The organism is Methylocaldum sp. RMAD-M (genome assembly GCF_017832375.1).
Lineage (GTDB): Bacteria > Pseudomonadota > Gammaproteobacteria > Methylococcales > Methylococcaceae > Methylocaldum.
Genome location: NZ_JAFIBZ010000023.1, coordinates 1 through 24810, shown reverse-complemented (window position 1 = coordinate 24810; position 24810 = coordinate 1). Strand labels below are relative to the sequence as shown.

The 24810-nt window shown below is 54.4% G+C and carries 26 protein-coding genes; 5 read left to right on the top strand and 21 right to left on the bottom strand.

Translation table 11 applies throughout. The features are described from left to right. The first annotated feature begins 63 nt into the window (after positions 1-63). Positions 64-741, top strand: a complete 678-nt coding sequence (locus JOD69_RS18205; protein ID WP_086133100.1) for a DUF1294 domain-containing protein — start codon at positions 64-66, stop codon at positions 739-741. A gap of 31 nt (positions 742-772) precedes the next feature. On the opposite strand, the gene JOD69_RS18200 is transcribed toward JOD69_RS18205, so the two are convergent. After that, positions 773-2122 carry a HAMP domain-containing sensor histidine kinase gene (locus JOD69_RS18200; protein ID WP_086133099.1) on the bottom strand — a complete coding sequence of 450 codons (1350 nt, stop codon included), beginning with the start codon at positions 2120-2122 and terminating at the stop codon, positions 773-775. A gap of 1280 nt (positions 2123-3402) precedes the next feature. Here JOD69_RS18200 and JOD69_RS18195 point away from each other — a divergent pair. The 3 genes from JOD69_RS18195 to JOD69_RS18185 all read left to right on the top strand — a co-directional run bounded on the left by JOD69_RS18195 (position 3403) and on the right by JOD69_RS18185 (position 5068). Then, on the top strand, positions 3403-3669 hold the full coding sequence (locus JOD69_RS18195; protein WP_077729291.1) for a PGPGW domain-containing protein: 267 nt from the start codon (positions 3403-3405) through the stop codon (positions 3667-3669). A gap of 102 nt (positions 3670-3771) precedes the next feature. Next, positions 3772-4290, top strand: a complete 519-nt coding sequence (locus JOD69_RS18190) for a DUF4398 domain-containing protein (RefSeq protein WP_139840988.1) — start codon at positions 3772-3774, stop codon at positions 4288-4290. Between the two features lie 13 nt (positions 4291-4303). After that, entirely contained in the window at positions 4304-5068 is a 765-nt protein-coding gene (locus JOD69_RS18185) for an OmpA family protein (RefSeq protein WP_086133098.1), read from the top strand. Positions 5069-5130: 62 nt separating this feature from the next. On the opposite strand, the gene JOD69_RS18180 is transcribed toward JOD69_RS18185, so the two are convergent. From JOD69_RS18180 to JOD69_RS18120, 13 genes are all read right to left on the bottom strand, one after another. Next, entirely contained in the window at positions 5131-5487 is a 357-nt protein-coding gene (locus tag JOD69_RS18180) for a PilZ domain-containing protein (protein WP_077729288.1), read from the bottom strand. After that, the gene (locus JOD69_RS18175) at positions 5484-6497 is read right to left on the bottom strand and encodes a DNA polymerase III subunit delta' (protein WP_168183710.1); all 1014 of its coding nucleotides are present in this window, start codon (positions 6495-6497) and stop codon (positions 5484-5486) included. The genes JOD69_RS18180 and JOD69_RS18175 overlap by 4 nt, the downstream gene beginning before the upstream one ends. After that, positions 6497-7117, bottom strand: coding sequence for a dTMP kinase (gene tmk / locus JOD69_RS18170; protein WP_086133096.1), 621 nt, complete (start codon positions 7115-7117; stop codon positions 6497-6499). The genes JOD69_RS18175 and tmk overlap by 1 nt, the downstream gene beginning before the upstream one ends. Next, positions 7110-8147, bottom strand: coding sequence for an endolytic transglycosylase MltG (mltG, locus tag JOD69_RS18165; RefSeq protein WP_086133095.1), 1038 nt, complete (start codon positions 8145-8147; stop codon positions 7110-7112). The genes tmk and mltG overlap by 8 nt, the downstream gene beginning before the upstream one ends. Further along, positions 8063-8938, bottom strand: coding sequence for an aminodeoxychorismate lyase (pabC, locus tag JOD69_RS18160; RefSeq protein ID WP_077729284.1), 876 nt, complete (start codon positions 8936-8938; stop codon positions 8063-8065). Before pabC ends, mltG begins: the two co-directional genes overlap by 85 nt. A 144-nt stretch (positions 8939-9082) precedes the next feature. Beyond that, a complete protein-coding gene (gene fabF / locus JOD69_RS18155; protein WP_086133094.1) occupies positions 9083-10324 on the bottom strand; it encodes a beta-ketoacyl-ACP synthase II in 1242 nt (413 codons plus the stop codon). An 83-nt stretch (positions 10325-10407) separates the two neighbouring features. Beyond that, a complete protein-coding gene (gene acpP / locus JOD69_RS18150; RefSeq protein WP_026609307.1) occupies positions 10408-10638 on the bottom strand; it encodes an acyl carrier protein in 231 nt (76 codons plus the stop codon). Between the two features lie 147 nt (positions 10639-10785). Next, on the bottom strand, positions 10786-11523 hold the full coding sequence (fabG, locus tag JOD69_RS18145; RefSeq protein WP_086133093.1) for a 3-oxoacyl-ACP reductase FabG: 738 nt from the start codon (positions 11521-11523) through the stop codon (positions 10786-10788). Further along, on the bottom strand, positions 11520-12476 hold the full coding sequence (fabD, locus tag JOD69_RS18140) for an ACP S-malonyltransferase (RefSeq protein WP_086133092.1): 957 nt from the start codon (positions 12474-12476) through the stop codon (positions 11520-11522). The genes fabG and fabD overlap by 4 nt, the downstream gene beginning before the upstream one ends. Positions 12477-12484: 8 nt before the next feature. After that, positions 12485-13450 (bottom strand): beta-ketoacyl-ACP synthase III, encoded by a 966-nt coding sequence (locus tag JOD69_RS18135; protein ID WP_077729280.1) that lies wholly within the window; start codon positions 13448-13450, stop codon positions 12485-12487. Next, positions 13447-14475: a phosphate acyltransferase PlsX gene (gene plsX / locus JOD69_RS18130; RefSeq protein ID WP_086133091.1), complete on the bottom strand. Its 1029-nt coding sequence runs from the start codon at positions 14473-14475 to the stop codon at positions 13447-13449. Before plsX ends, JOD69_RS18135 begins: the two co-directional genes overlap by 4 nt. A 95-nt stretch (positions 14476-14570) precedes the next feature. Then, a complete protein-coding gene (gene rpmF / locus JOD69_RS18125; RefSeq protein ID WP_077729278.1) occupies positions 14571-14762 on the bottom strand; it encodes a 50S ribosomal protein L32 in 192 nt (63 codons plus the stop codon). Between the two features lie 13 nt (positions 14763-14775). Further along, positions 14776-15312, bottom strand: coding sequence for a YceD family protein (locus JOD69_RS18120; RefSeq protein ID WP_240506772.1), 537 nt, complete (start codon positions 15310-15312; stop codon positions 14776-14778). A 54-nt stretch (positions 15313-15366) separates the two neighbouring features. Here JOD69_RS18120 and JOD69_RS18115 point away from each other — a divergent pair, with 54 nt between their 5' ends. After that, positions 15367-15945, top strand: a complete 579-nt coding sequence (locus JOD69_RS18115; RefSeq protein WP_077729276.1) for a Maf family protein — start codon at positions 15367-15369, stop codon at positions 15943-15945. Between the two features lies 1 nt (position 15946). On the opposite strand, the gene JOD69_RS18110 is transcribed toward JOD69_RS18115, so the two are convergent. From JOD69_RS18110 to JOD69_RS25125, 7 genes are all read right to left on the bottom strand, one after another. Next, positions 15947-16816 carry an HDOD domain-containing protein gene (locus tag JOD69_RS18110; RefSeq protein ID WP_086133089.1) on the bottom strand — a complete coding sequence of 290 codons (870 nt, stop codon included), beginning with the start codon at positions 16814-16816 and terminating at the stop codon, positions 15947-15949. Next, positions 16816-17430: a lytic transglycosylase domain-containing protein gene (locus JOD69_RS18105; RefSeq protein ID WP_077729274.1), complete on the bottom strand. Its 615-nt coding sequence runs from the start codon at positions 17428-17430 to the stop codon at positions 16816-16818. Before JOD69_RS18105 ends, JOD69_RS18110 begins: the two co-directional genes overlap by 1 nt. Before the next feature lie 145 nt (positions 17431-17575). Then, positions 17576-18772, bottom strand: coding sequence for a formate-dependent phosphoribosylglycinamide formyltransferase (gene purT / locus JOD69_RS18100; RefSeq protein WP_077729465.1), 1197 nt, complete (start codon positions 18770-18772; stop codon positions 17576-17578). Positions 18773-18945: 173 nt separating this feature from the next. Next, positions 18946-22848 carry an ATP-dependent RNA helicase HrpA gene (gene hrpA / locus JOD69_RS18095; RefSeq protein ID WP_086133088.1) on the bottom strand — a complete coding sequence of 1301 codons (3903 nt, stop codon included), beginning with the start codon at positions 22846-22848 and terminating at the stop codon, positions 18946-18948. 472 nt (positions 22849-23320) lie between these two features. Beyond that, a complete protein-coding gene (locus JOD69_RS24805) occupies positions 23321-23995 on the bottom strand; it encodes a hypothetical protein (RefSeq protein WP_240506770.1) in 675 nt (224 codons plus the stop codon). Then, positions 23956-24159 carry an ATP-binding cassette domain-containing protein gene (locus JOD69_RS25130; protein ID WP_280859774.1) on the bottom strand — a complete coding sequence of 68 codons (204 nt, stop codon included), beginning with the start codon at positions 24157-24159 and terminating at the stop codon, positions 23956-23958. Before JOD69_RS25130 ends, JOD69_RS24805 begins: the two co-directional genes overlap by 40 nt. Then, positions 24098-24592, bottom strand: coding sequence for an ATP-binding cassette domain-containing protein (locus JOD69_RS25125; RefSeq protein ID WP_280859772.1), 495 nt, complete (start codon positions 24590-24592; stop codon positions 24098-24100). Before JOD69_RS25125 ends, JOD69_RS25130 begins: the two co-directional genes overlap by 62 nt. Between the last annotated feature and the right edge of the window lie 218 nt (positions 24593-24810).

The following is a 24810-nucleotide window of genomic DNA, read 5'->3' as shown; positions in this document are numbered from 1 at the left end:
ATCGATTACAAATGACACAGGTAACAATAAGGCGTATGCCAAAGTTCTACAAGGCAAATTGAATTGACCTCGGCCCCCTTCAATAAACGAAAGACGACCGGCCGCAAGCGGCGGGTCGTCGCCGACGATTCCCGCTTGCAGGAAGGCGTCCTTGTCCTTTGGAACGATGACAAAGGCTTCGGATTCGTGCGTCCATCCATGGGCGGCGACGACTATTTCGTCCATATCAGCGTACTCGAGGAGGGTACGAGCCGGCGCCCGCAGGTCGGAGACATCATTTTCTACAACGTGGCAAGCGACGTTCCCGGCAGGAGACGCCTTTCCTACGCCGCGATCAAAGGCGTCGATATCACGGTGAAAAAGCCGACCGAGGGTATTCTAGCCACCCCGCGTTCGCCATTTCTCTGGGTCTTGATCGGGTTGCCCATCCTCTTGTCGTGCTATCTGATCTGGCGGACATACAATCCGATTCCGTTCTTTTCTTACGTTTTCCTGAGCGTCCTGGCCATCATGCTTTATGGACTGGATAAGAAACACGCGATAACCGGCCAATGGCGCATACCGGAATTTTACATGCACATGATAGAGTTGATGGGAGGCTGGCCGGGGGCGCTCCTTGCGCAGCACGATTTCCGCCATAAAATACGGAAAACCCGCTACAGGATAATCCTGTGGGGCATTATTGTCTGCCACGGACTGGCGTGGGCAGCGTTTCTCGCGGTCGATTTTCTTGGGCCCTAACCCTCATCGAGTTCGGGCGGAAACCGGCCGATCATGAATGAACGCTTTTCAACGTAGCGGACGGGGATTCTCCGCTAGCGCCGACTTCCACAAGTTCTTCGGAAACCGGCAACCTGATGACGAACTCGCTGCCTCTTCCGGGACCCTCGCTGCTGGCTTCGACCCGGCCCCCGTGTAACTCCACGAGTTTTTGGACGATCGTCAGACCGATACCGAGACCGCCTTGCGAGCGGTCGATGGTACGCTCGGCTTGAGTGAACAGATCAAAGAGCCTCGGCAACAGATGGGCCGGTATGCCCTCACCCGTATCACGTACACGAATGACCGCCTGGGCGGATTCACGCGCCACCGTCAGCCTGATTTTGCCGCCAGAAGGCGTGTACTTGGCCGCATTATTGAGTATGTTCGAGAGAACCTGCGCCAAACGCACCGGATCCCCATAAATCTGCACCGGTTTTTCCGGTAACGAGACCGCGAGTTCGTGATGACGAGCATCGATTAACGGCTTGCTGGTTTCGAGAGCCTGTTCGATAACCGTGGCAACCGTTATGGCGCGCTTGTGCAGCGTAATCTTGCCCCTGATGATGCGTGAAACATCCAGCAGGTCGTCCACCAACCGGGTGAGATGGCCGGCTTGACGATCAACAACATCGCGCGCCCAAGCCAATTTGGGATCGGCCACACCGATCTTGCGCATGACCTGCACGGCGTTTCGAATCGGAGCCAAGGGATTTCTGAGCTCATGACCCAACATGGCCAGGAACTCGTCCTTGCGGCTATCGGCATCGCGAAGACTGTCTTCGACCCGCTTGCGTTCCTGAATCTCCAATTTAAGCTGGCGGTTAAGCTGCATTAACTCTTGCGTGCGTTGCGCAACCCTCTCTTCCAGATTAGCGTTCAGTTGCCGAATCTTCTCCTCGGCCGCCTTGCGTTCCTGTATTTCCTTGATCAATCGCCGGTTAGTCTGTTCCAGTTCCTCCGGGCTGGGCATGGCGAGAGCCTGGGGGATCAACGGCCATAGCACAACGGCAGCGACGACCGAAATCAGGGCAGTAAACAGCTTGACAATACCTTCCACCTCATAGATCGGCTGCCAGACCGTCCAGGCTTCCAACAAATGAGTCGTACCGCAGGCGAGAATGAAGGCGCCGAAGAGCAAGAAAATATTGCGAAAGCGAAGATTGCGGCGGCGCAGGACGAAGTAGATCAAAGCGCCTGGAATGGAATAGTAGGCCAGCGCCGTCATGACGTCCGAAAAAACATGCAGATAAAGCAAGGAAGGACGCCATAGCAGGCAATATCCGTGAGGCATGAGCCCGTCAGCTGAAATTAATGTTTGAAGACTATCCCACATGGTTTGTATCTCTATGAATCTACTCATACCTCGATTCCGCAGGCGATCAGAAATCCGGCAATGATCGGGACTGATAGCCAACGGGGATAGGCCTTAAGTGGGGAAGCTTAAATCGAGTCGATCTGTTGCACACCTCCAATCGACCAATCAATCGGATTGCTACATTGCTACAGAGCGCCGGCTAAGCCCTCCCCTTGTAGATGGGCGCCGAAAAGGAGGCAATCACCGAGCGTCTATAGATGCTCAAATGGCGTCTAAGTTCCCGCGCTATCTTGCTTTATCTCCCGATCCGCCGCGGAAGACCGCCCTCTTTCGTGACCGGCATGGTTTAAACGGGGAAACCAAGATCGGCAACCAGCGCCGGGCATTCAACAAAATCAAGGATGCAAAATAATAACAGGTCGATTGATAGCGGTTGTCCGGTTTCAGCAGGCTTCATTTTATATATCCCTCCAGAATCTACTCGAAAGCCTACCGATCGCCATAAGCAAAGGCAGTAGAAACACGACTCTATAAGGGGTTGCCGAGCGTAACCGATGTGCTTCACAAAAACATACGACACAACCAATGAGCTGGTCACTTTATGAAACATATCGTACCTCCCAAGAGATATGCTGCCGATAGGCGATTCCACTTTCGCGGCATTTGTCACAGTTAAGAGATAAGTATATTCACGGAGTTTTACATTTTTTTGCGATAGATTAGCAAGCTCGCCATCTAATAGGTAAGGCTTCTTTTTTGCATGCCCCACGTAGACCGCGGAGCCAACAAAGGCGCCGGTGCGCGCCGGGGCTCATATCCCCGGAAGGCCGGTTCGACTCCGGCAAGCCCTTTCCCGCGGATGGACAGGTACCGAATCCATGCTCAGTAAAACTGGGACTTATTTTTAGGTCGGCTTAATGAGTATTGATATATATTGGTCAGCCGATCTTAAAACCGAATTGAATGCCTATTCAATCATGATTTGCCTTTCACACTAAGAGGCCTTTCCGTAATGATTAAACGTAATGTTCAATCAAGAATATTATTTTCTGGAGATCAGAGATAATTCTAGCGACGTCACTTGACCATCCGTCTTTGTGCTGCTTTTCGTCACGATTTATCTATGTGATCGAGATGCTTTTTAACGATCTAAAAAACGGCTCTTTGAGGGCAATCGGATAATCCTAAATGCCTACTGCCTTGCTAAGCGAACGACAAGATCGTTCAGTCATACGGCTCGCCTTCAGAAACTGAACCACCGCCGACCGGTCAAAACCTTGAAAAGTTTCAGCAAAACCTCGGCTCATCAATGAAAAAGAGGACTTATGTCACGCACGAGCCTCGTCAAAACGTATAAGGTGGCGCGGCGCGTGGTCATCGGAGTGGTCGGATCTACCGTAGTGTTGATCGGGATCGCTTTAATCGTATTGCCGGGTCCAGCTTTTCTACTCATCCCTTTAGGCCTGGCAATTCTGGGCATCGAATTCGCCTGGGCGCGACACTGGTTACGTGTCGTCAAACGACGAGCCAAAGATCTCAAGCAAAGTGCCGACGATATCAAACGGAAAGCTAGCAATCTGATCGGGAAATGAACCGGTAATACTGTGAGCAAAATAAAGAGCCCGTTACCCGATGACACACTTCCGATAACTTGCCGGCTGCGAAGCGATTTTTTCTCGCATTTGATCGAGCCTATGGCCGATGCGCCCGACTATCGTATCGGCGAGCACTTAACGCTTGGCTTATCGACAGGGAATAAGAGTAGTTCTGAAAGTCGCAACTCTCATGTTACAGGAGGTTTTCTCATGAGAATCTACAAGGCATTTTCAAAACCTCGGCCAGGTATTTCTATCGTCTGTTTGAGTGCTATGGGATTATTCGGTTGTGCATCCGAAACTCCGCCCATCAATACGATTTCGACAGCGGATACGGCTCTCAACCAAGCCATGATGGTAAAAGCGTCGGAATATGCCCCGGCGGAAATACAACGTGCCATGGATAAATTGGGACGCGCCAAGAAGGCTTTGGCTGACGAGAAATACGAGGATGCGCGCCGTCTGGCCGAGCAGGCCCAGATCGACGCCCAGTTGGCCGAGGCTAAAGCCCAGTCGGAAAATGCCCGCCAAATGGCGCAGCAAGCCCAGCAAACCATCGAAGAGCTGCGCCGCGAGGCGGAAACCAGAGGTCGGCGCACTGACGACGTGAATCTCTAAAGGAGGCAACGCTATGTCAAGGACGGACAATAATCTCCGTTATTCACTCGCGATTCGCTGCTTTTCGCTAGGCATAATCACCCTATGCGCAGGCTGCGCCACGCAGAACGAATCCTTGGAAAAGGCTCGCCTGTCGTATTCGCAAGCCCAGCAAGACGTCGAGATCGCACAAAATGCTCCAGTCGCGCTCGCGGAGGCGGGTGAAACCCTGCGGCAGGCCGAAAACGCTGACGATGAAGACGAAACCACCCATCTCGCCTACATCGCCCAGAGGAAAGTCGAGATCGCACGGGCCATAGCCGAAACCCGAAAAGCCGAGTCCGAGACCCAGCAAATCCTCGACGAACGCGAGAGGCTGCTTCTACAACAGGAGCTTTCTGCGCTTAAGGCCCAGCAGACCGAGCGTGGTCTTATGGTTACCTTGGGCAGTGTGCTATTCGAATACGATAAAGCCAACCTCAAACCGGGCGCTCAGCAAGAGCTTTATCAGTTAGTGAATACGCTTAAACAGCACCCGGATCGCAACGTCCTCATCGAAGGGCATACCGACAGCCGCGGATCGGAGTCCTATAATGAGGAGCTGTCTCTGCGCCGCGCACAAGCCGTGCAGGATTTCTTGCTTAGAAACGGCGTCAGCCCGGACCGTATCGTGACCCGCGGATACGGCGAGGCTTATCCAGTGGCTTCGAACGATACGAACGCCGGACGGTTACAGAACCGTCGCGTAGAAATATATTTGTCGGAACCGGGCAAACCAGTCGCCGAACGAGGTAGATGATATCAACCGAAGTCGGAACTCAAAGTGAAGCCAGGCGTCATATAACCGTCGTTCGTCAGCAGTTACATCGTATGTGTCGGCCGCTGCGACTCGAGGCTGCCGGCCAGGTAGTTTTCGATTCGGGCACGGGTAGCCCCGCCGTCCTCGTCGCTGAATTGCACGCCGATACCCGCGGCGCGAGAACCCTCCGCACCGTTAGGGGTAATCCAGATAATCTTTCCGGCTACCGGAATCCGTTCGGGTTCATCCATAAGATTCAGCAACATGAATACTTCTTCGCCCAGACTGTAGCTGCGGTTCGTCGGAATGAACAGCCCACCGTTCTTGACGAACGGCATATAGGCGGAGTACAGAACATTTTTATCCCGAATCGTTAGAGACAGAATGCCTTGGCGTACCTTGTTTTCGCTTGCACTCATGATAGATACCAGTCCGCTTGCGGCGACTGTCCGAGTTGCGCCCAATGAATCAAAAGCTCCTCCAAAAGCAACTGGCGGTTGACTTGACCGTTCAGCGCGCGTTTTGCTTGCAGCAATAAGTCGAGGAATCCGAACAAGCTCTTCAAGTGTAGTCGACGGACCAAGGCCTGCAAGCCCTGACGCAAATCCGGGTTATCCAAACGCGGAGAGTCCGGCACGCTGCGGAGACGGATTAAGTCGATAGTCCATGAAACCATCCAGTCGACCAAATCCTCATAAGCCAAGGTCGACCACCGTTCCGCGAGAGTTATTGGCTCTTGACGTCGCAAAGCCACGTCGACGTACTCCGAAAACGCCGTCCTCCGGCGCTCCACGACATCCGACTCGGCCAACGCCAACGCCTTTAATGGAGCATGCCTCGCAGCGGCCAGCAACACGGCTGTAGCTTCGCCGGTTCCTTGCTCCTCCAGCCATCGAGCGGCGACCGCATCGTCCGGAAGCGCGATCGGCAAACGCTGACAACGACTGAAAATAGTCGCCGGCAGGGCGGAAGGCATATCGGTCAGCAATAGCATTACCGTATTTTCACCCGGTTCCTCCAAGGTTTTCAGGAGGGCATTGGCTGCACTGATGTTCAATTGATGCGCCGCGCAAAACACGACTATGCGGTAGCCGCCGTACTGCGGCTTGAGCGAAAGGTTCGCGATCAAGTGCCGAACCGTGTCCACAGCGATAGGCTTTCCCCGCTCTGCAGGCTCTATCCTCAGGAAGTCCGGGTGGGTTCCGGCTAGAAACAACCGGCACCCGGCACAATCGCCGCAGGCAAAGATTTCCGGGTGCTTGCAAAGCAGCTTTTGGGCGAAAATCTCGGCCAGATACGTTTTCCCGATCCCGTCAACACCGTGAATCAAGAGAGCCTGTGGCAGCCTCTGAGAGGCCAGATAAGCGTTCAGCTTTTGCCATGGCTCATCGAGCCAAGGATAGAGAATGCCGCTGGACGCCGTTCCCATCAGGTCTGACGCAAAGAATCCAAATGCCTTGCGATTTCCGCCTGCACGTCCTCGAGCGGCTGAGTCGCGTCGAGTAGCTTGATGCGGTGAGGCCATTGTCTGGCCAAATCGCAATACGTTTCCCTGACCCGGGAAAAGAAAGCCGGCAGTTCGGTTTCGAAACGGTCCAGTTGGCCTCTGCCTTTAGCCCGTTGGAGGCCGACTTCCACGGGAGCGTCGAACAAAAGGGTGAGATCGGGTTCCAGCCCTTTCTGCAACCATTCTTGAAGAAATCGAATGACCGCGTTATCGATGCCGCGCCCACCGCCCTGGTACGCATAACTAGCATCGGTGAACCGATCGCAAACGATCCAGATGCCTTTGGCCAAAGCGGGCTCGATGACTTCTTCGATGTGCTGGGCGCGGGCGGCGAACATCAGCAAGAGTTCAGTCCGAGCCGACATCCCTTGAGAATCGATCACCAGCCGGCGGATGGCTTCACCTATAGGGGTGCCGCCAGGTTCGCGGGTGACGAGAAATCTAATTCCGCGCCTTTGCAAATAATCTCGGATGAACTCCAGATTGGTGGTTTTGCCTACGCCCTCCCCGCCTTCGAGGGTGATGAATTTTCCTCTAGTCATGTCGCCGCATTTGGAATTGTTCGACCGCGCGCCGATGTTCTTCCAGACTATCGGAAAAAACGTGAGTGCCGTCTCCGCGGGCGACGAAATACAAACTCTCCCCCGCAGCGGGATGCAAGGCCGCGCGGATCGAATCGCGCCCCGGATTGGCGATGGGGGTCGGCGGCAATCCCGAACGAACATAGGTGTTGTAAGGCGTATCTTTCAGCAAGTCTTCCTTCCGGATATTTCCAGTAAAGCTGTCGCCCAGACCATAAATGATCGTCGGATCCGTTTGCAGCAACATACCCTTGGCCAGACGTCGAGTGAATACGCCGGCAATAAGAGGACGCTCATCCGAACGGGCCGTTTCCTTCTCCACAATCGAAGCCACGATCAATGATTCGTAGGGCGTACCATAGGTAGTCCCTTCGGCACGATTGGCCCATTCTTCGTTCAGTACTCCCTGCATTTTTCGATAAGCCCGCTTGAGAACCTCGATATCCGAGGTGCCCTTGGTCACGAAATAAGTGTCCGGATAGAAACGTCCCTCCGGATGCTCATCGGGCGCCCCGATGATTTGCATGATCTCTTGCGGAGATTTACCCGTTGCAAGTTTCTTTAGGGGGGGACTTTGATCCAATGCGCTCAAAATCTGCCGGAATGTCCAGCCTTCCACAAGCGTAATCGGGTACTGGCGGACCTTGCCTGAGACGAACAGCGCCAGTAGCTCCCGAAGCGTCGTCCCCGGCGGGATTTCGTACTCGCCATACTTCAAATGTCTGGCCGAACCGTCCAGATAGGCCCGAAATCTGAACCATACCGGGCTAGATACAATTCCCTGCTCTTTAAGTCTGGCTGTTATGCGGGCCAGGCTGTCGCCCTTAGCAATCTCGAAATAAGCTGGACTCTCGAGTCCTAGCGGCCTATCCAGCGCTGCTCGATAGTCCATCCACAACCATCCGATCAGGAAACTGGCAGCGATGACGATAATCCCGATCGCCCGTTGCACGCTGCGGCCAACTCGCTTTCCGCCTTCGTCCTTAGCCATCGATCAATCTCTTCTGTAATCGGCCCAATACCATATGTTCGATGCTCGCATCGGCGAACGGGCCATAGTCCAATTACGCAGTTTGTTAAAAATACCTCGTCGGCAGCGTAAAGTTCCTCAAGCGTAACCCGTGACTCTACGAAGTCGACCCCGTTCTCCTGAGCCGTCGCGATCGTTATGCCACGCATGACCCCGGCGACGCCGCAGCGGTCGATTTTCGGCGTGTGCAGAGTGCCGTCCTTAACCAGAAAAACATTGCTCATCGTGCCTTCGGTGACATAGCCCTCGGCATCCAGCATGATGCCTTCCCGAATCTCGTCGGCAGCCCACTCCGCACGAGCAAGGATTTGTTCCAGACGATTCATGTGTTTGATGCCGGCCAGCCGGGGGTTGATACCCAACCGGCTCCCGCAAACCCGTATCTCGACACCGACTTTCCATAATTCGGGCGGATATTCGGGCAGGGGGTGCATGCTCAGGACCCGAGTCACCCGCTGCGGTTGCGGCAGTCGGTAACCGCGGCCTCCGATACCTCGGCTGATTTGTATCTTCAACACCCCTTCCAGCTGCGTCATGCAGAGTGTCCGTACATCGGGCTCTAAACATTCGCTCCCGGGAAAAGAAATGAGAAGTCTTTGGCAGTCGCGCTCCAGACGAGCCAGATGCAAAGCCCAAAACAAAGGGACTCCTTGACGGACGGCAATCGTGGTGAATGTCCCGTCTCCGTATTGGAAGCCACGGTCTGCCAAATCCACACAACGTGTCGGTTGGCCGTTCACTAGAGCCGTCATACACGCCGAACCCACATCATCATCTTAATCGGCCAACCCAAAAAAACCTGGTCTTAAGATAACAAAAAGCACGCTGATGCGTGCCTATATGAACGTCCAACTCTAAGCCTTTATTGACGAAGAGTTGGAGCTATCAAACGGAAATTAGTTGTACTTCTTGAAAATCAAAGTGCCGTTCGTTCCACCGAAGCCGAAAGAGTTGGACATGACGATGTCCAACCTTGCCTCACGCGCGGTGTGGGGAACATAATCGAGATCGCATTCCGGGTCCGGATTGTCTAGATTGATGGTTGGAGGAATGACTTGATCTCTGAGCGCCAGTACCGAGAATATCGCCTCGATGCCACCGGCAGCACCCAGCATATGGCCGGTCATGGATTTCGTCGAGCTGATCGGAGTACTGTAGGCATGATTTCCAAGCACGGTCTTGATCGCTCTGGTTTCCGCGATATCCCCGGCTGGCGTCGATGTTCCATGAGCATTGATGTAATCGACTTGATCGGCGTTGATGCCGGCGTCCCTCAGCGCGTTTCGCATGCAACGTGCCGCCCCCTCGCCACCTTCCGGCGGCTGAGTCATGTGATAGGCATCGGCGCTCATGCCGTAACCGATCAGTTCGGCATAAATCCTGGCACCACGCCGCTTGGCGTGTTCCAATTCCTCCAACACCAAGACCCCCGCACCGTCGCTCAATACGAAGCCATCCCGGTCTTTGTCCCAAGGACGACTGGCGTGCACCGGATCGTCATTGCGGCGGGACAAGGCCCGTGCTGACGCAAATCCTCCCAAGGAAGTCGGCGAAGTCGCCATTTCGGCACCGCCGGCAATCATGACATCAGCATCGCCGTATTGAATCACGCGGGCGGCCTCACCGATATTATGAGTGCCTGTCGTACATGCGGTAACGATAGCGAAGTTGGGGCCTTTCAATCCGTACTTGATGGATACATTGCCCGATATCATGTTGATGATGTTGCTGGGCACAAAGAACGGTGAAATTTTCCGCGGTCCGCCTCTCAAAAAGGCGCTATGTCCGCTCTCGATTCCCGTGATACCGCCGATGCCGGAACCGATGGCCACGCCGATACGTTCAGAATTTTCTTCGGCTACGTCCAGTCCAGAGTCTTCGAACGCATCGCAGCCTGCCGCAAGCCCGTAATGGATGAAAACATCCATTTTTTTGGCTTCTTTTTCGGAAATATATCGGGTGATATCGAATCCCCTGACACTCCCGCCAAAGCGGGTCGAGAAATCGGAAACGTCGAAATGCTCGATGGGCGCGATGCCGCTTTTGCCGTCAAGCACGTTTCCCCAGGAATCAGTCACCGTTAACCCGACCGGCGATACTGCGCCCAATCCGGTAACGACCACGCGCCTTCTACTCAATCTTTATTCCTTAGCGGGGTGTAAATTGACAAAGACAATCCTGCCCCGCCAAGCCGAAAACCTTGCGGGGCGGCAGGATCAAATCAGATGTGGCTTTCGATGTAGTCTATCGCTTGCTGGACAGTGGTGATCTTCTCCGCGTCTTCGTCGGGAATCTCACACTCAAATTCTTCTTCCAGGGCCATCACCAGTTCGACCGTGTCCAAGGAATCGGCGCCGAGGTCGTCGACGAAAGAAGCTTCATTGGAGACTTCTTCTTTCACGCCCAATTGCTCAGCCACGATCTTCTTAACACGCTCTGCTACATCACTCATCGTTTTATATCCTCAGCTGTTTTCTCTGGTTTTAGTGAGTCGGGAAATTTTAATTTGAAACCGGGTGAATACAAGACTTTTCTCTAAAAAGAAAACGTCGGTCGCTCAATTCATTAGCGAAAGCACGCGTCCCGGAAATGCATGAGATCATGCCATGTGCATGCCGCCGTTGACATGTATGGTTTCGCCCGTGATGTAAGCAGCGTCATCCGAACATAGAAAGGCCACCACGCCTGCCACCTCATCCGCAGATCCTAATCGCGCTAAGGGGATGTTATCCAGCAACGCTTTACGGCTTTCCTCAGGCAGCGCGCGCGTCATGTCGGTATCGATGAATCCCGGCGCTACGGCGTTGACGGTGATATTCCGTGACCCAACTTCTCTCGCGAGCGATTTGGTAAAACCGATGATACCGGCCTTGGCGGCCGCATAATTGGTTTGCCCTGCATTTCCCATCGCTCCGACGACGGAGGTAATGTTGATCATGCGTCCCTCTCGGGCTTTCATCATTCCACGCAAACCGGCTTTACACATACGGTAAACGGATGACAAATTGGTCCGGATGATGTCATCCCATTCCTCGTCTTTCATCCGCATCAGCAGGTTGTCTCGCGTTATTCCGGCGTTATTGACCAAAATGAGCGGGGCGCCGAACTCTTCGTTCACAGAGTTGAAGAATCGCTCAACCGAATCGGCCTCGGCCACGTCCAGTACCATGCCCTTGCCGCGAAATCCGCCTTCGGCCAAAGCCGCCGAGATGGCGTTGGCCCCCGACTCGGTGGTCGCCGTACCTATGACGGTATGACCATCCTTCGCCAGACGCAGAGCTATAGCACGCCCGATCCCGCGACTGGCCCCGGTTACAACAGCGACTTTAGACATCATTGAACAAGCTCCAACGCTCTAATTAAGGAATCCGGATCAAAAACCGCTTCGGTTCTGCACGCCGGGACGATTCGCTTGTTCAAACCGGTCAGAACTCGACCGGGACCACATTCGACAAACCGGCTGACGCCCTGCTGAGACATGAACAGAATGGAATCGGTCCAACGAACCGGGCTGTACAGTTGCTTTTCCAAGACGGCCCGAATCACGTCGGGAGCCGAATGGGAGGCAACGTCGACGTTATGCAGCACTCCAATCGGAGGGATTTTTACCGCTATGCCGGACAGCATTTCCCGAAATTTCTCAGCGGCGCTTCTCATTAACGGACAATGGGACGGCACGCTGACCGGCAAGAGAACGGCCCGCTTGGCGCCCTCCGCTTTGCCTAGTTCAACTGCCCGCTCCACGGCAACCTTATGACCGGCAATCACGATTTGCCCAGGAGCGTTGAAATTGGCCGGTTTGACAATCTCCGTTTCGGTCGATGCTCTGCTGCAAACCTCAACGACCTGGGTGTCGTTCAATCCCAAAATAGCTGCCATCGCCCCGGTTTCGGGAGGCACCGCTTCCTGCATCAATCGTCCGCGCTCGGCCACAAGCCGAACCGCATCCTCGAAAATCAAAGCGCCGGAACACACCAATGCCGCATATTCGCCCAAGCTATGGCCGGCCATCCAGCCCGGTCTTACCGAAGTCCGTTTGGACCAAACTCGCCAGGCAGCAACATCGGCGGCCAGCATGGCCGGCTGGGTACACTGCGTCAGATTAAGTCTTTCTTCGGGACCGTTCCGCACTAAATCCCAGAGATCGTAGCCAAGCACTTCTGAAGCGGCCTGAAAGGTCGACGCAACTTCGGTATGGACCTCGGCTAGCTTCGACAACATCCCAACGGACTGGGAGCCTTGCCCCGGGAAAAGAAACGCCAAACCTTCGTCGACGAGATTCGTAGACATAAACTCCCCTAGTACCGGATGAGGGCCGAGCCCCAAGCGAAACCGCCACCGAAAGCTTCCATCAAAACCATCTGGCCTCGCTGAATTCGACCGTCGCGAATTGCTTCGTTCAAAGCGAGCGGCACCGAAGCCGCGGATGTATTGCCTTGTTTTTCGATGGTCATCACCACGCGGTCCATGGGCATATGCAGTTTTTTTGCCGTAGCGGCGATGATGCGTATATTGGCTTGATGGGGGACTAACCAGTGGATATCCGATTTCTGCAGATTGTTGGCGGCCAAGGTCTCGTCCACGATGCGTCCCAGAGTATTGACGGCGATCTTGAATACCTCGTTACCCTGCATCTTCAAGAATCGCTCGTCGCCTTCACCGCTCCCCGCACCGTTAGGGTTGGGGACGTACAGCAAATCCTGATATTGCCCATCGGAATGAATATGTGTGCTCAGGATTCCAGGCTCATCCGCCGCTTCCAGCACGACAGCCCCGGCACCGTCGCCGAAAAGAATGCAGGTTGCACGATCCGACCAGTCGACGATCCGCGAGGTTACCTCGCTGCCTACGACGAGAACCCGACGGGCGGCTCCTGCCCTGACATACTGGTCAGCGATACTGAGCGCGTAGATAAAACCAGAGCATGCTGCCTGAACGTCGAATGCAGCGCAATCCCGGATATTTAACCTCTGTTGCAACAGGCAAGCGGTACTGGGAAAAACTCGATCCGGCGTACAAGTTGCAACGATGATGAGATCGATCGTTCCCGGTTCGATTTCTGCCGACTCCAGAGCCTGACGCGCAGCGCGCTCCGCCATGCTGGAGGCTGTTTCATGTTTTCCTGCGATGCGGCGCTCGCGAATACCGGTCCGTTCGATGATCCAAGCATCCGATGTATCGACGGTTTGAGCGATCTGTTCGTTGGTGAGAATGGTTTCGGGGAGATAGCCACCGGTTCCGAGAATCCGAGCGTACCGTCTCACGCGGTCTTCCTCTCAGCGAAAATCTCCGCTATGCGCTCGCCGATACGAGTCGGAACAGCCTTTTCAATCTCCTTCACCGCAATGCCGATGGCATTCGCGAAAGCCAAACGGTCGGCGTTACCATGACTCTTGATTACGATGCCGCGCAACCCCAAGAGGGAGGCTCCATTGTAGCGCCGATGATCGAATTGCTTCTTAAAGGAATGGAGCACCGGCATAGCCGCTAATCCGGCCAATTTGGTGAAAAAATTCCTGCCGAATGCCTGTTTGATTGAATGATTGATCATTTTGGCGAGACCCTCGCTGGTTTTGAGCGCCACGTTGCCGACAAAGCCGTCGGTGACGACGATATCCACGTTACCCGAGTAGAGATCGTTCCCTTCGACGTAGCCGATAAAATTGATGTGGGCACCAGCCAATAGTTTTGCGGCCTCCTTAACCTGCTCGTTGCCCTTGATTTCTTCTTCGCCGATATTCAGCAACCCCACCCGCGGATGATCTTTATCCTCGACCGCGCGCACGAGCTCGTAGCCCATTACGGCGAATTGATAGAGGTGCTCGGCCGAACAATCCACATTCGCCCCGAGATCCAGTACATGGGTATGTCCTCCCATGGAGGGAACAGCAGAGATGATGGCCGGACGATCGATCCCAGGTATCGTCTTGAGAACAAATTTCGCGATCGCCATCAACGCACCGGTATTTCCGGCACTGACGCAAGCATCGGCAACGCCTTCCTTGACCAGGTCAACGGCAACTCGCATGGATGAATCCTTCTTGCCGCGGAGAGCCTTCGCCGGGGACTCATGCATTTCCACCGTTTCAGACGCGTGATGAATGCGAATTCGGTCACTGAGACGTGCTAACGCTGATCCCAGATGATGGCGCAATACGGCTTCATCACCTACAAGAATCAAATTTAAGTGAGGATTGCTTTCGGCACTGTCCAGAGCCGCCGGAACGATCACGGCGGGACCGTGATCGCCGCCCATGGCATCCAAAGCGATGGTCGGCTTCTTAATCATAGTTCTTGTTTAGTCAATCGAGCGGCAAACTCAGCAGAAACAACGATAAGGAGCCGCATCGATTCCGGCTCCCGAAGTCAATCCAAATATCAAAGCTACTCTTCGCTAGATTCTTCTTTGCTCGCAATCACCTTACGCCCGCGATAATACCCATCCGGGCTGACGTGATGCCGAAGATGCGTTTCACCCGTGGTAGGCTCGATGGAAAGCGCATTTGCTTTCAAAGCATCGTGCGAACGACGCATACCCCGCTTGGAACGTGTCTTACGATTTTGCTGTACGGCCATTTAAAAGCTCCTATTATCGAATAGTTTTCAGTTGCGCCAACACGGCGAAAGGATTCTCGCGGGAATCCACACTAGTAGTTTCTGTCTTAGGCGAAGCACAATGGGAATGCTGGGGAATTGCAGGAATAGCCAGCAGCAATTCATCCGCCACTATATCCGCCAGATCAATCACACCCGTTTCGTCAAGAAGCAAGGGCTCAAGCGTTTCGGGCAGTAGATTCCCCTCATCAATGGAGCTGACGACGCCGAGGTGTACTTCGCTGTGCACCGGCCAGTCCAGAGGCCCCAGGCAACATTGGCACTCCAGCTTAAGATCGGCCTCCACCCAACCAGAAACGATTGCACGACGGCCTTCTTTCTTAAATTCAAGATCGACTTTCGCCTCAGCTTCACCATTCAGCACCATATCCTGTATACGAGAAATGGTGTTCAAAGGCATCGATCCGACGATCCGTCGCTTCTTTTCCGCGAACTCTAATGGATCTATCAAATCCGGCAAACGGTCAAGCATAATCGTGCAATGATATCGAGAAATGTCAAAAGCTGTCAAAATCGCTTCTTTAACTCTTTTTGACCCATTAAGTCTTCACTCAAATCCGACCTCATGACAAAAATTGTTCTGGCATCCAGCTCGACCTATCGCCAAGACCTATTCAAAAAGCTGGGACTTGAGTTTGATTCGATCTCTCCAGGGATTAGCGAAACGCCCAAAGTCAACGAAAAGCCGGATTGCCAAGCACTGCGGCTAGCGCAGGAAAAAGCCGCTGCCGCGGCGCCCGGTTTTCCCGACGCCCTGATAATCGGCTCCGATCAAGTAGCCGTTCTATGCGGAAAACAGTTGGTCAAACCTATGACTCGTGATAACGCCATCCGGCAACTTCGTGCGGCTTCCGGCCGATGCGTTGTGTTTTACACCGCTGTATGCGTCCTAAACACCGCCACGGGAGATATGAAAGCCGAAATCGACCGCTGCTTGGTTCACTTTCGAGAACTGAGTGACAAGGAAATCGAACGTTATGTAGATCGAGAACAGCCTTTCGATTGTGCTGGAGGATTCAAGTCCGAAGGCTTGGGCATCGTGCTGTTTGAAAGGTTCGAAGGCGAAGACCCCAACGCACTGGTTGGGCTTCCACTGATCAGGCTAGCCCGCCTACTGGAAAGCTTCGGGGTTCAGGTAATCTGAATCAATGGCGCACGTAAACATCAGGCATGAACACGGCAGCGGTATCGCTGAGTTTCTCGGTTGCCTTGGACATCACATTTATTATTTGGGTCTCGTCCAAACGTATAGCAGAGGCGACTTCATCAGGAATCGCCCTAAGCACATCTTGGATCGGAAAGCCGAGTAATGACACAGTTTTCAGTTGATTGGCGAGGTATAACAGGCTGGCCTCCAAACGATAGTCCTCGGCCCGTTCGGGCTCCAAATGCCAACGAATCCCTTCCCGCAAGGCCGATGGCATTTTCCACGCCTTGGCTAATGCCGCACCGATCTCGGCGTAGGTAAACCCGAGCAGCTCCTTTTCCAACCCCGGGATCAACCGATCGTCACCTGCCGCAACCAAAAGAATTTCCCTCGCCTTATCCGGCAAGCGCATGTAGATAATCAGCGCACCGATACGATGCAACAGCCCGGCAACAAACAAGCGCTCGCTATGCAAAACGGAAGCTTCCTTGGCCAACAGACGCGCAATCACGCCACAATAGAGGCTGTTCAACCAAAAATCGTTCATGTTGACTAGACAAGCGGGGATGTTGCGAAATCCATGAATGACAGAGGTTGTCAGCGCCAAATCATACAGTGCGTCGGCACCGACCATTCCAACCGCACGAGTAATGGTCTCGATACGCCCCGACAATCCGTAGTAAGAGCTATTGACGATTTTCAGCAACCGCGCCGCAAGTGCGGGATCCTGACCAATCGCTTCGGCGACCTCTCCGATCGTGAAGTCTTCACGTTCGAGAACGGTCGAAATCCGCGCCACCGCGACTGGCGGGGATACCAATTGAGGTGCCCCCATGACGAGGGCTTCCGGCGTTTCGGCTGCAAACATCAATTCAATCGGTTGTAATAATTGAGGACTCGGGTCACATACGCCTGAGTTTCTTGAAAGGGAGGCACCTTATTTCCATATTTGATGACGTTGTTTTCCCCGGCATTGTAAGCCGCAACGGCGAGTCTAACGTCGGATTGAAACATGTCGATCAGCTCGCTTAGGTACCTTGCACCTCCTTCTATGTTTTCGCTCGGATCATAGCGATCACGAACACCGTAGCGAGCGGCCGTTTCGGGCATGAGCTGCATCAGACCGACAGCGCCTTTGCTGGATATTGCTCCGGGGTTATAGGAAGACTCGGCACGGATAACGGCATGCAGCAATGCCGGATCAAGGCTGTACTTGCTGGCTGCCGCATCGATCAATGACGCAAATTGTCTACGATTTTTATCGGAGAATCTGGAGCCGGTCGGCCATTTTTTCGAGGTCCGAGAGAGCGAAAATGCGGCAGGCGACTTGATGATCAGCTGATAGCCCGAGTGTTTCGGATTGTCCGTATAAAAAACATGTCCGGCGCTATCCACATATTTGTAAACATCCGCAGCGGCCGAACCCGAACAAAGAAAGAAAAAAAGTGCCAACGAGCGTCTTATTTTTGATGGTCTAATCATCGTTCTTCCGCCTGTTGATCGTCACCCTATCGACAGACGAAAGTTTTGCACGAATCTGTTTTTTTGCAACTCGGCAAGGCCATTGCCCCTACCGCGTCAAAACGTCAGGGCGGTAAACCTGCGAGCCGCTTCGCTCCGCAAGACATCAACCCGGCAAGGGCTTGATCAATCCTGCCGCTTTTTTTGCTCGTTCTCGGGCTTCTTCGATGGAGTTACCTGCGGCTAAAGCCACGCCAACTCGGCGGCGCGGATATGAAATCGGCTTGCCGAACAGCCGGATTTCGGTTTCGGGAACGGAAAGCGCATCGCCGACTCCCTCAAACGCGATCCCCTCGCCTTCGATCTGGCCGTAAATCACAGCGCTGGCCCCCGGATTGCGGAGACCGGTCGAAACGGGAAATCCCAGTATGGCTCGGGCATGCAGCTCGAATTCGCTCTGCGCCTGGGTGATCATGGTAACCATGCCCGTGTCATGAGGCCTCGGACTGACTTCGCTGAACCAAACCCGATCGCCTTTGACGAACAATTCCACACCGAAAAGACCACGCCCACCGAGACGCCCCGTCACCGCCGTGGCGATGCGTTTAGCCTCCGTCAAAGCGACTGCGCTCATGGGCTGTGGCTGCCAACTCTCTACGTAGTCGCCAAGTTCCTGCCGGTGACCGATAGGCTCGCAGAAATAAGTCTCCTCTACACCGTGGCCATCGCTGGCTCGCACCGTAAGCAAGGTAATTTCGTAATCGAATTCAATTTTGCCTTCTACGATGACTCTGGCATCCTTGACTCGCCCTCCTGATTGCGCGTATTCCCAAGCCTTTTCCACATCGACCTCGCTGCACAGCAGCGATTGCCCTTTACCCGAAGAGGACATCACGGGCTTGACAAAGCAGGGATAGCCGATCGTTTGAACGGCTGTCCTCAGCGAATCTAAAGAATCGGCAAAAGCATAGGGCGAGGTGGGCAAACCGAGCTCTTCCGCAGCAAGGCGGCGAATCCCCTCACGATTCATGGTCAAGCAGACCGCGCGTGCCGTAGGAATCACGGCCGCCGCACCGGCCTGCTCAATCTCGGCCAAGGCGTCCGTGGCGATCGCCTCGATTTCCGGCACGATGATGTCCGGTCTTTCCATTTCCACTAGTCGCTTTATAGCTTCTCCATCAGTCATGTCTATCATGTGGGCACAATGCGCCACGTGCTGGGCGGGCGCATTGGGATAACGATCCACGGCCACGACTTCGACGCCGTAGCGTTGCAGAGCGATCGCGACCTCCTTGCCGAGTTCGCCGCTACCCAGAAGCATGACGCGCGTGGCGCTACGTGTCAGTGCGGTACCTATTTTCATGACTGGCTCCTTTCGATGGATCGGCTGCATATGCGTTTATTCATTAAGACCGTTCTCCGGCATTCAAATCACAGCCTCTTACCTGCACCGTATCCACCTTGCCTGGATATGCAGCATGTCCGGCGAAGAGGCTGATAGTCCAGTCCAACGCGAACGACTTCGGGTCTAAGGTCTCACGTCCGAGGCCCGAGCTGTTTCCATGCCTCGTCCAATCGTTTCGCGGACACGGGATACGGCGTCTTTAACATCTGAGCGAAGAGCGAAACGCGGAACTCTTCCAAGCTCCAGCGATAGGCGTCGCGCTCAGGAAGCAAACGCCCTTTGGCCGCCTTGATGACGTTCCAATAGCGCGCCCAAAGGGGCGCAAGCTCATTGTACTGCTTCTGGTCGCGAACAGAGTCTTGCGCAGATTTCTCCAGACGATGCAATATCGCCTTGAGGTAACGAGGCATTTCCTTGATCTGCGCATATGGAGTCGTAACCAAGAATCCCGCGTAAACAAGCAATCCCACTTGTTCCTGCATATCCTGCGTGGCTGCATTGGCCGGCCTAGTCTTCAGTTTGGCCTGCACCTCGCCATATAGTTGAAGCACGGTCTGAGCTATGCGCGCCATTTCGTCCGCCTTTAGGACCAGCTCAGTTTTCTGATCTCTAAGCCGCTTCTCGAATTGATCGGCGCTACGGATATCTGGCTGCCCTTCCAAGAACAACGTCCCCATGAGCCGGTCCAAAAGATCCTCGCGCAGCTCGCGCCCGGTTTTCAATTCGGAATAGAGGAACGGATGCGCAGGCACTTGCCGGTATAAGAACTCCGCTTGCGCATTGACTGCAAGATTCTTTTTTAAATACTTGAGCTCCTTGGCCAAAGCGCAGCGGAACAGGCGTGCCAGTCCCAGTTCCTGCTGCCGCGCTGCTTCTTCCGGAGTATCGAATACCCTAACGCCCACGTTCTCCCCTTCGTCGACCACCGCTGGAAAGCCATAGATCGTCTGGCCATCGTGTTGGCCGTCGAAACATTGAGGCAGTTCACCGAAACTCCAACTTTTGCAGCCGGTATGCAGGTAGGCCTGCCGAGCCAGTTGCTGAAAGTTCTTGCCGGCGTCGGCGGAGTGGCGGATCTTGAGTTCCTTGAGATCGCGGGAACGATCAACGACGGCATTGAATTCATCCACTACGGCGAAATTCATGCGAAGGTGCGCCGGCAGCACGTCTTCTCGGAAGGAATCGGGCGACACGGCGATACCGCCGGTCTTTTTCAATGCCGACGAAAGCTGGGCGCAGAACGAACCATGACCGTAATCCAGCATAGGCAAAGCCCGGTCGGCGTAGTCCGGTGCGGGCACGAAATGGATACGCAAAGTCTTGGGCAGGGACTTGATGAGAGCAATGGTCTTCTCCCGGAGCAGCCCCGGAACCAACCAGCGGAACGGCTCGGGATCGAGCTGGTTCAGGAGATGCAACGGCACGATGGCCGTGACGCCGTCGTCCTCGTGTCCCGGTTCGAATCGGTACTGCAACTGAAACCGCAACGGCCCTACCTGAAAGTGATCGGGGAAATTCCTGGCATCCAGCGAACTGTCTTCCTTCGCGGTAATGTCGTCTCGGCTGAGTTTGAGAATATCGGGTTTGCCCGCCTCCGCTGCCTTGCGCCAACGTTCGAAGGTGACGCCGTTAACCACGTCCTGCGGAATCCGCTCGTCAAACCAGCGGAACAGCCAATCCTCGTCCACCAGCAAATCCGCGCGCCGGCCCTTGTGCTGGAGATAATCAGCCTCTTCCAAAAGTTTCAGATTGTGCAGGAAAAACGGGGCCTTGCTGTCGTAATCCATGTGCACCAGGGCGTGGCGGACGAACATCTCGCGGGCCGCCTGTGGATTGATCCTCTCGTACGGAATCTTGCGTCCCGCCTGAATGACGAGTCCGAACAGCGTGGTACGCTCATGCACCGCCGCGCGTGCCGCCTTGCGTTCCCAGTGCGGATCGTAGTGTTGTTGCTTGACGAGATGGGCGCCGACCTTCTCGATCCACTCCGGCTCGATCTTGGCCACGGTGCGGGCGTAAACTTTTGTGGTCTCCACCTGCTCGGCCGACATGATCCATTTGGGTTTGGCCTTGAACAGAAAAGAGCCGGGATGGATGAACAGCTTGGTACCCCTCGTCGCGACATATTCGTTCTGCTCCTGCTTGAGACAGACATTGGACAGCAGACCCGAAAGCAGTGCCCTATGAATTTCGCCGTATTCGCCCGGCGCCTGGTTCAATTTCAAGTCCAGCTCGCCCTTCACCACCTCCATGATTTGCGCGTGGATATCGTGCCATTCCGTCATTCGCACGTAAGACAGAAAGTTGTCCCGACACCATTGGCGTAGCTTGGATTTCGACAAATGCTTTTTCTGTTCCTCGAACTCGTTCCATAGCTTCAAGAAGGACAGGAAATCCGACGCATCATCCCGGAACTTGGCGTGCTTCTGATCGGCATTCGAAGCCTGGTCGGCGGGGCGCTCGCGGGGATCCGGCACGCTCAGGGCAGCGACGATGATTGCGATCTCGCTCAGGCAATGCTCGTCCGCCCCGGCCAACAGCATCCGCCCGAGTTTGGGATCCACGGGCAGCTTCGCGAGCTTGCGGCCGATATCCGTGATCTGCCCGCGCTCGTCCAGCGCGTTGACCTCTTGCAAGGTTCGAAGACCGTCGCGAATCAACCGCGAATCGGGCGGTTCTACAAACGGGAACTTGGATATATCTCCCAGCTTGAGGGCATGCATTTGCAGAATGACTGCCGCCAGGTTGGTACGGAGGATTTCCGGATCGGTGAATTCGGGCCGGTTGAGAAAATCCTGTTCGGAATACAACCGAATCGCTGTCCCCGGACCGACCCGTCCGCAGCGGCCGGATCGCTGGTTGGCCGAAGCACGGGAGACTTTCTCGATCGGCAGTCGCTGCAGCTTGCTGCGGTGACTGTACCGACTGATGCGCGCGTAGCCCGTATCGATAACCGAGCGGATGCCGGGCACGGTGAGCGAAGTTTCCGCCACATTCGTCGCCAGCACGATGCGACGCGTACCCGAAGGCTTGAACACCCGCTCCTGCTCGGACTGGGACAGACGCGAGTACAGCGGCAGGATTTCACATTTTGACGGGTGATGTTTGCGCAGCGACTCGGCGGTTTCGCGAATTTCGCGCTCGCCGCTCAGGAAGATGAGAATATCCCCGGGCTGCTCCCGCCACAGCTCGTCCACGGCGTTGAGTATAGCCGTCTGCTCGGCGCGGTCGGTCTCGTCGCCCTCCTCGACTTCTACCGGCCGATAACGGATGTCTACCGGATAAGTTCGGCCAGAGACGTTGATGATGGGCGCATGACCAAAATGCTGTGAGAAGCGTTCTGGATCGATGGTGGCGGAAGTGATGATGAGTTTCAGGTCCGGACGTTTGGGCAGCAGCCACTTGAGATAGCCCAGCAGAAAATCGATATTGAGGCTCCGCTCGTGCGCCTCGTCCACGATCAAGGTGTCGTACTGATCGAGAAAGCGATCGTGCTGAGTCTCGGCCAGAAGGATGCCGTCGGTCATCAGCTTGATCAAGCTTTCCGGCCGGGTGTGATCTTGGAATCGAACCTTATAGCCGACTGCCTGCCCCAAGGGCTGTTTTAGCTCCTCGGCAATCCGCGCGGCAACGGTACGGGCCGCGATGCGGCGAGGCTGGGTGTGACCGATGTAACCGGAAACGCCTCGGCCGGCCTCAAGACAGATCTTCGGCAATTGGGTCGTTTTGCCCGACCCCGTTTCTCCGCAAACGACGACGACCTGATGATTACGAACGCTTTCGAGAATCTCGGCTTTTCGTTCGACAACCGGAAGTTCGTGCGGATAATCAAGTACCGGAATGGCGTCTGCTCGAAGCCGCCTTTGTGCTACGGACTGGTTAATCGAGTACTGAAGTGCCTGTAACTGATCCGTAGCGGCTTGGTCTTGGTGTATATCCGCCTGCAAACGTGAAAGCCTCTTTCCGAGGCGGTAGCGATCCTTGCGAAGGCAAAGTTCGAGGTTCCGTTCGAGTTGTTTGAAGATTTCCTGCATCGAGGGATTGATGAATACGCTTGATTCCACGGTGGTTAAGAGCCGACTATTTTAATCAATGCGGCAAGAGCCGCCGCAATCGCCACATCGCATAGCTTATTGCCAACCCGGCATAAGCAGCCGGAATAAGCAAGTGTTTCAAAATGTCTGGAGAAATTCGCCCGGATAGCAGCGATCGTATAATCTCAACAACGTGTTGAAGGGGAAGCCAGGCACTCGCGAGTTGAACCGGTTCCGGCAGCATGGCGAAAGGAAAAAAAACCCACTCAAGAGCACCATCAGAGTAATGCCCAAGATGATGTAATACACGAAAAAGTCATAACTCCGAGCAAAGGATGTAATCACCAGCGCGATTGCGCCAAAATATATCCCTGTCAAAAAGGCCACCGGTAGTACCAATAAAGCCCACCAGTTCTGTGTCAAACCAAATATGAACTTAACTATCAATATCAAGGCCGAACTGATCAGGCTTTTAGTGCCCATCCATAACACCGCCCCCGATTACGACATCCTCAATGCCGAGCGGGGCCGCCAGCATGCCATCCCACGTTAGCAAAACTTCCATACGCGTGTAGGCAAGGTAAAGTCCTTCAAACATGGCGGCATTCATGGCACTGGTAGAAAGAATTCCTGCATTAAGAAACGCCAAGTATGATAATCCTTCGATTTCCCCGATAAAGGCCCCGAGCCCATATCCTAACGCAAACAGATAAAATATCGGCTCGGCGAATCCTCCCAAGAGTGCCGTACGTATCGACTTGCGCCATACCAGAGCGTTGCGCCGCCATACTGCAACCCAGCGGCATAACGCATCAATCATCTCGTAACTCCCCCCTGTCAGCTTCAGAAACACATCTTCCAAATTTGATGGGCGATAGGAATAGCGTATGCCTACTCTTTCGTCCAAAGAGCGAACCAAACGCTCCAGATTTTCGCCGTAGCAGAAAAAAGTCTCCCCGACTTGCTCGAAACGGATGCCCTCCTGCAACGGCTGGCTGCGATGCCACGAGAAAACATCGTCTCCATAAACTTCCAACATCCTTGGTTCGATGCATTCCTGAATGAGGCGATCCGGCGTTTGGTCGGTCAGAATCTGACCGTGATCCATCAAGATAATGCGGCTACAGAGACGCTCCGCCTCGTCCATATAATGTGTCGTGAGTACGTCGTCAGCCCGTCTTTCTGAAGCTGTCTCAACATTTGCCAGATATTCTGGCGGATCTGAGGATCAAGTCCGGTGGTGGGCTCATCAAGAATTAGAAGTTCCGGCTGATTGATCAGCGCCCGAGCAATGGATAGGCGCCGCCTCATCCCCCCAAAGTTGGTTGATTCGGTAATGTGTCTTGTCTTCAAGTGCAGCCAAGGACAGGAGAAACGGTATCCGCGCATTAATTTCGGCACGCTTCAGACCGAAATGTTGACCGTACACCTTCAAGTTCTCGATCACTGTAAAATCCGGATCGAGGTTATCCTCTTGCGGCACAACACCAATCCTGAGCCGCATTTGCCGGGCACGAGCTGGAATTGAAAACCCCAAGACCCGCAGCCGTCCGGCGGTCGGAGGAACATTACCCACTAGCATATTGGGAGTCGTCGTTTTTCCGGCGCCGTTAGGCCCTAGAATTCCACAGAGCTCTCCGCGAGGGATCAAAAAGGAAACATAGTCGACTACACTCATCCCTCCATAGGACTTTGTCAGCTGACTGGCGAAAATAACGGCATCGGACATATGCATCACGGTCATGCAGCCAATTATCCGGAAAGTATTTCTGAGCTGGACAAGACCGGGAGGCAGTAATTGCCGAATTATACCGGACTAAACACTTGGATCGCGCTCGAGGTTGCTATTGGCAGGTCGGGACAAAATAAAGCCCCGTTGCCATTTAGGCGACGGGGCTTTGGGTAAGAGGTGCCTGGCGGTGACCTACTTTCGCACAGGGATCTGCACTATCATCGGCGCTG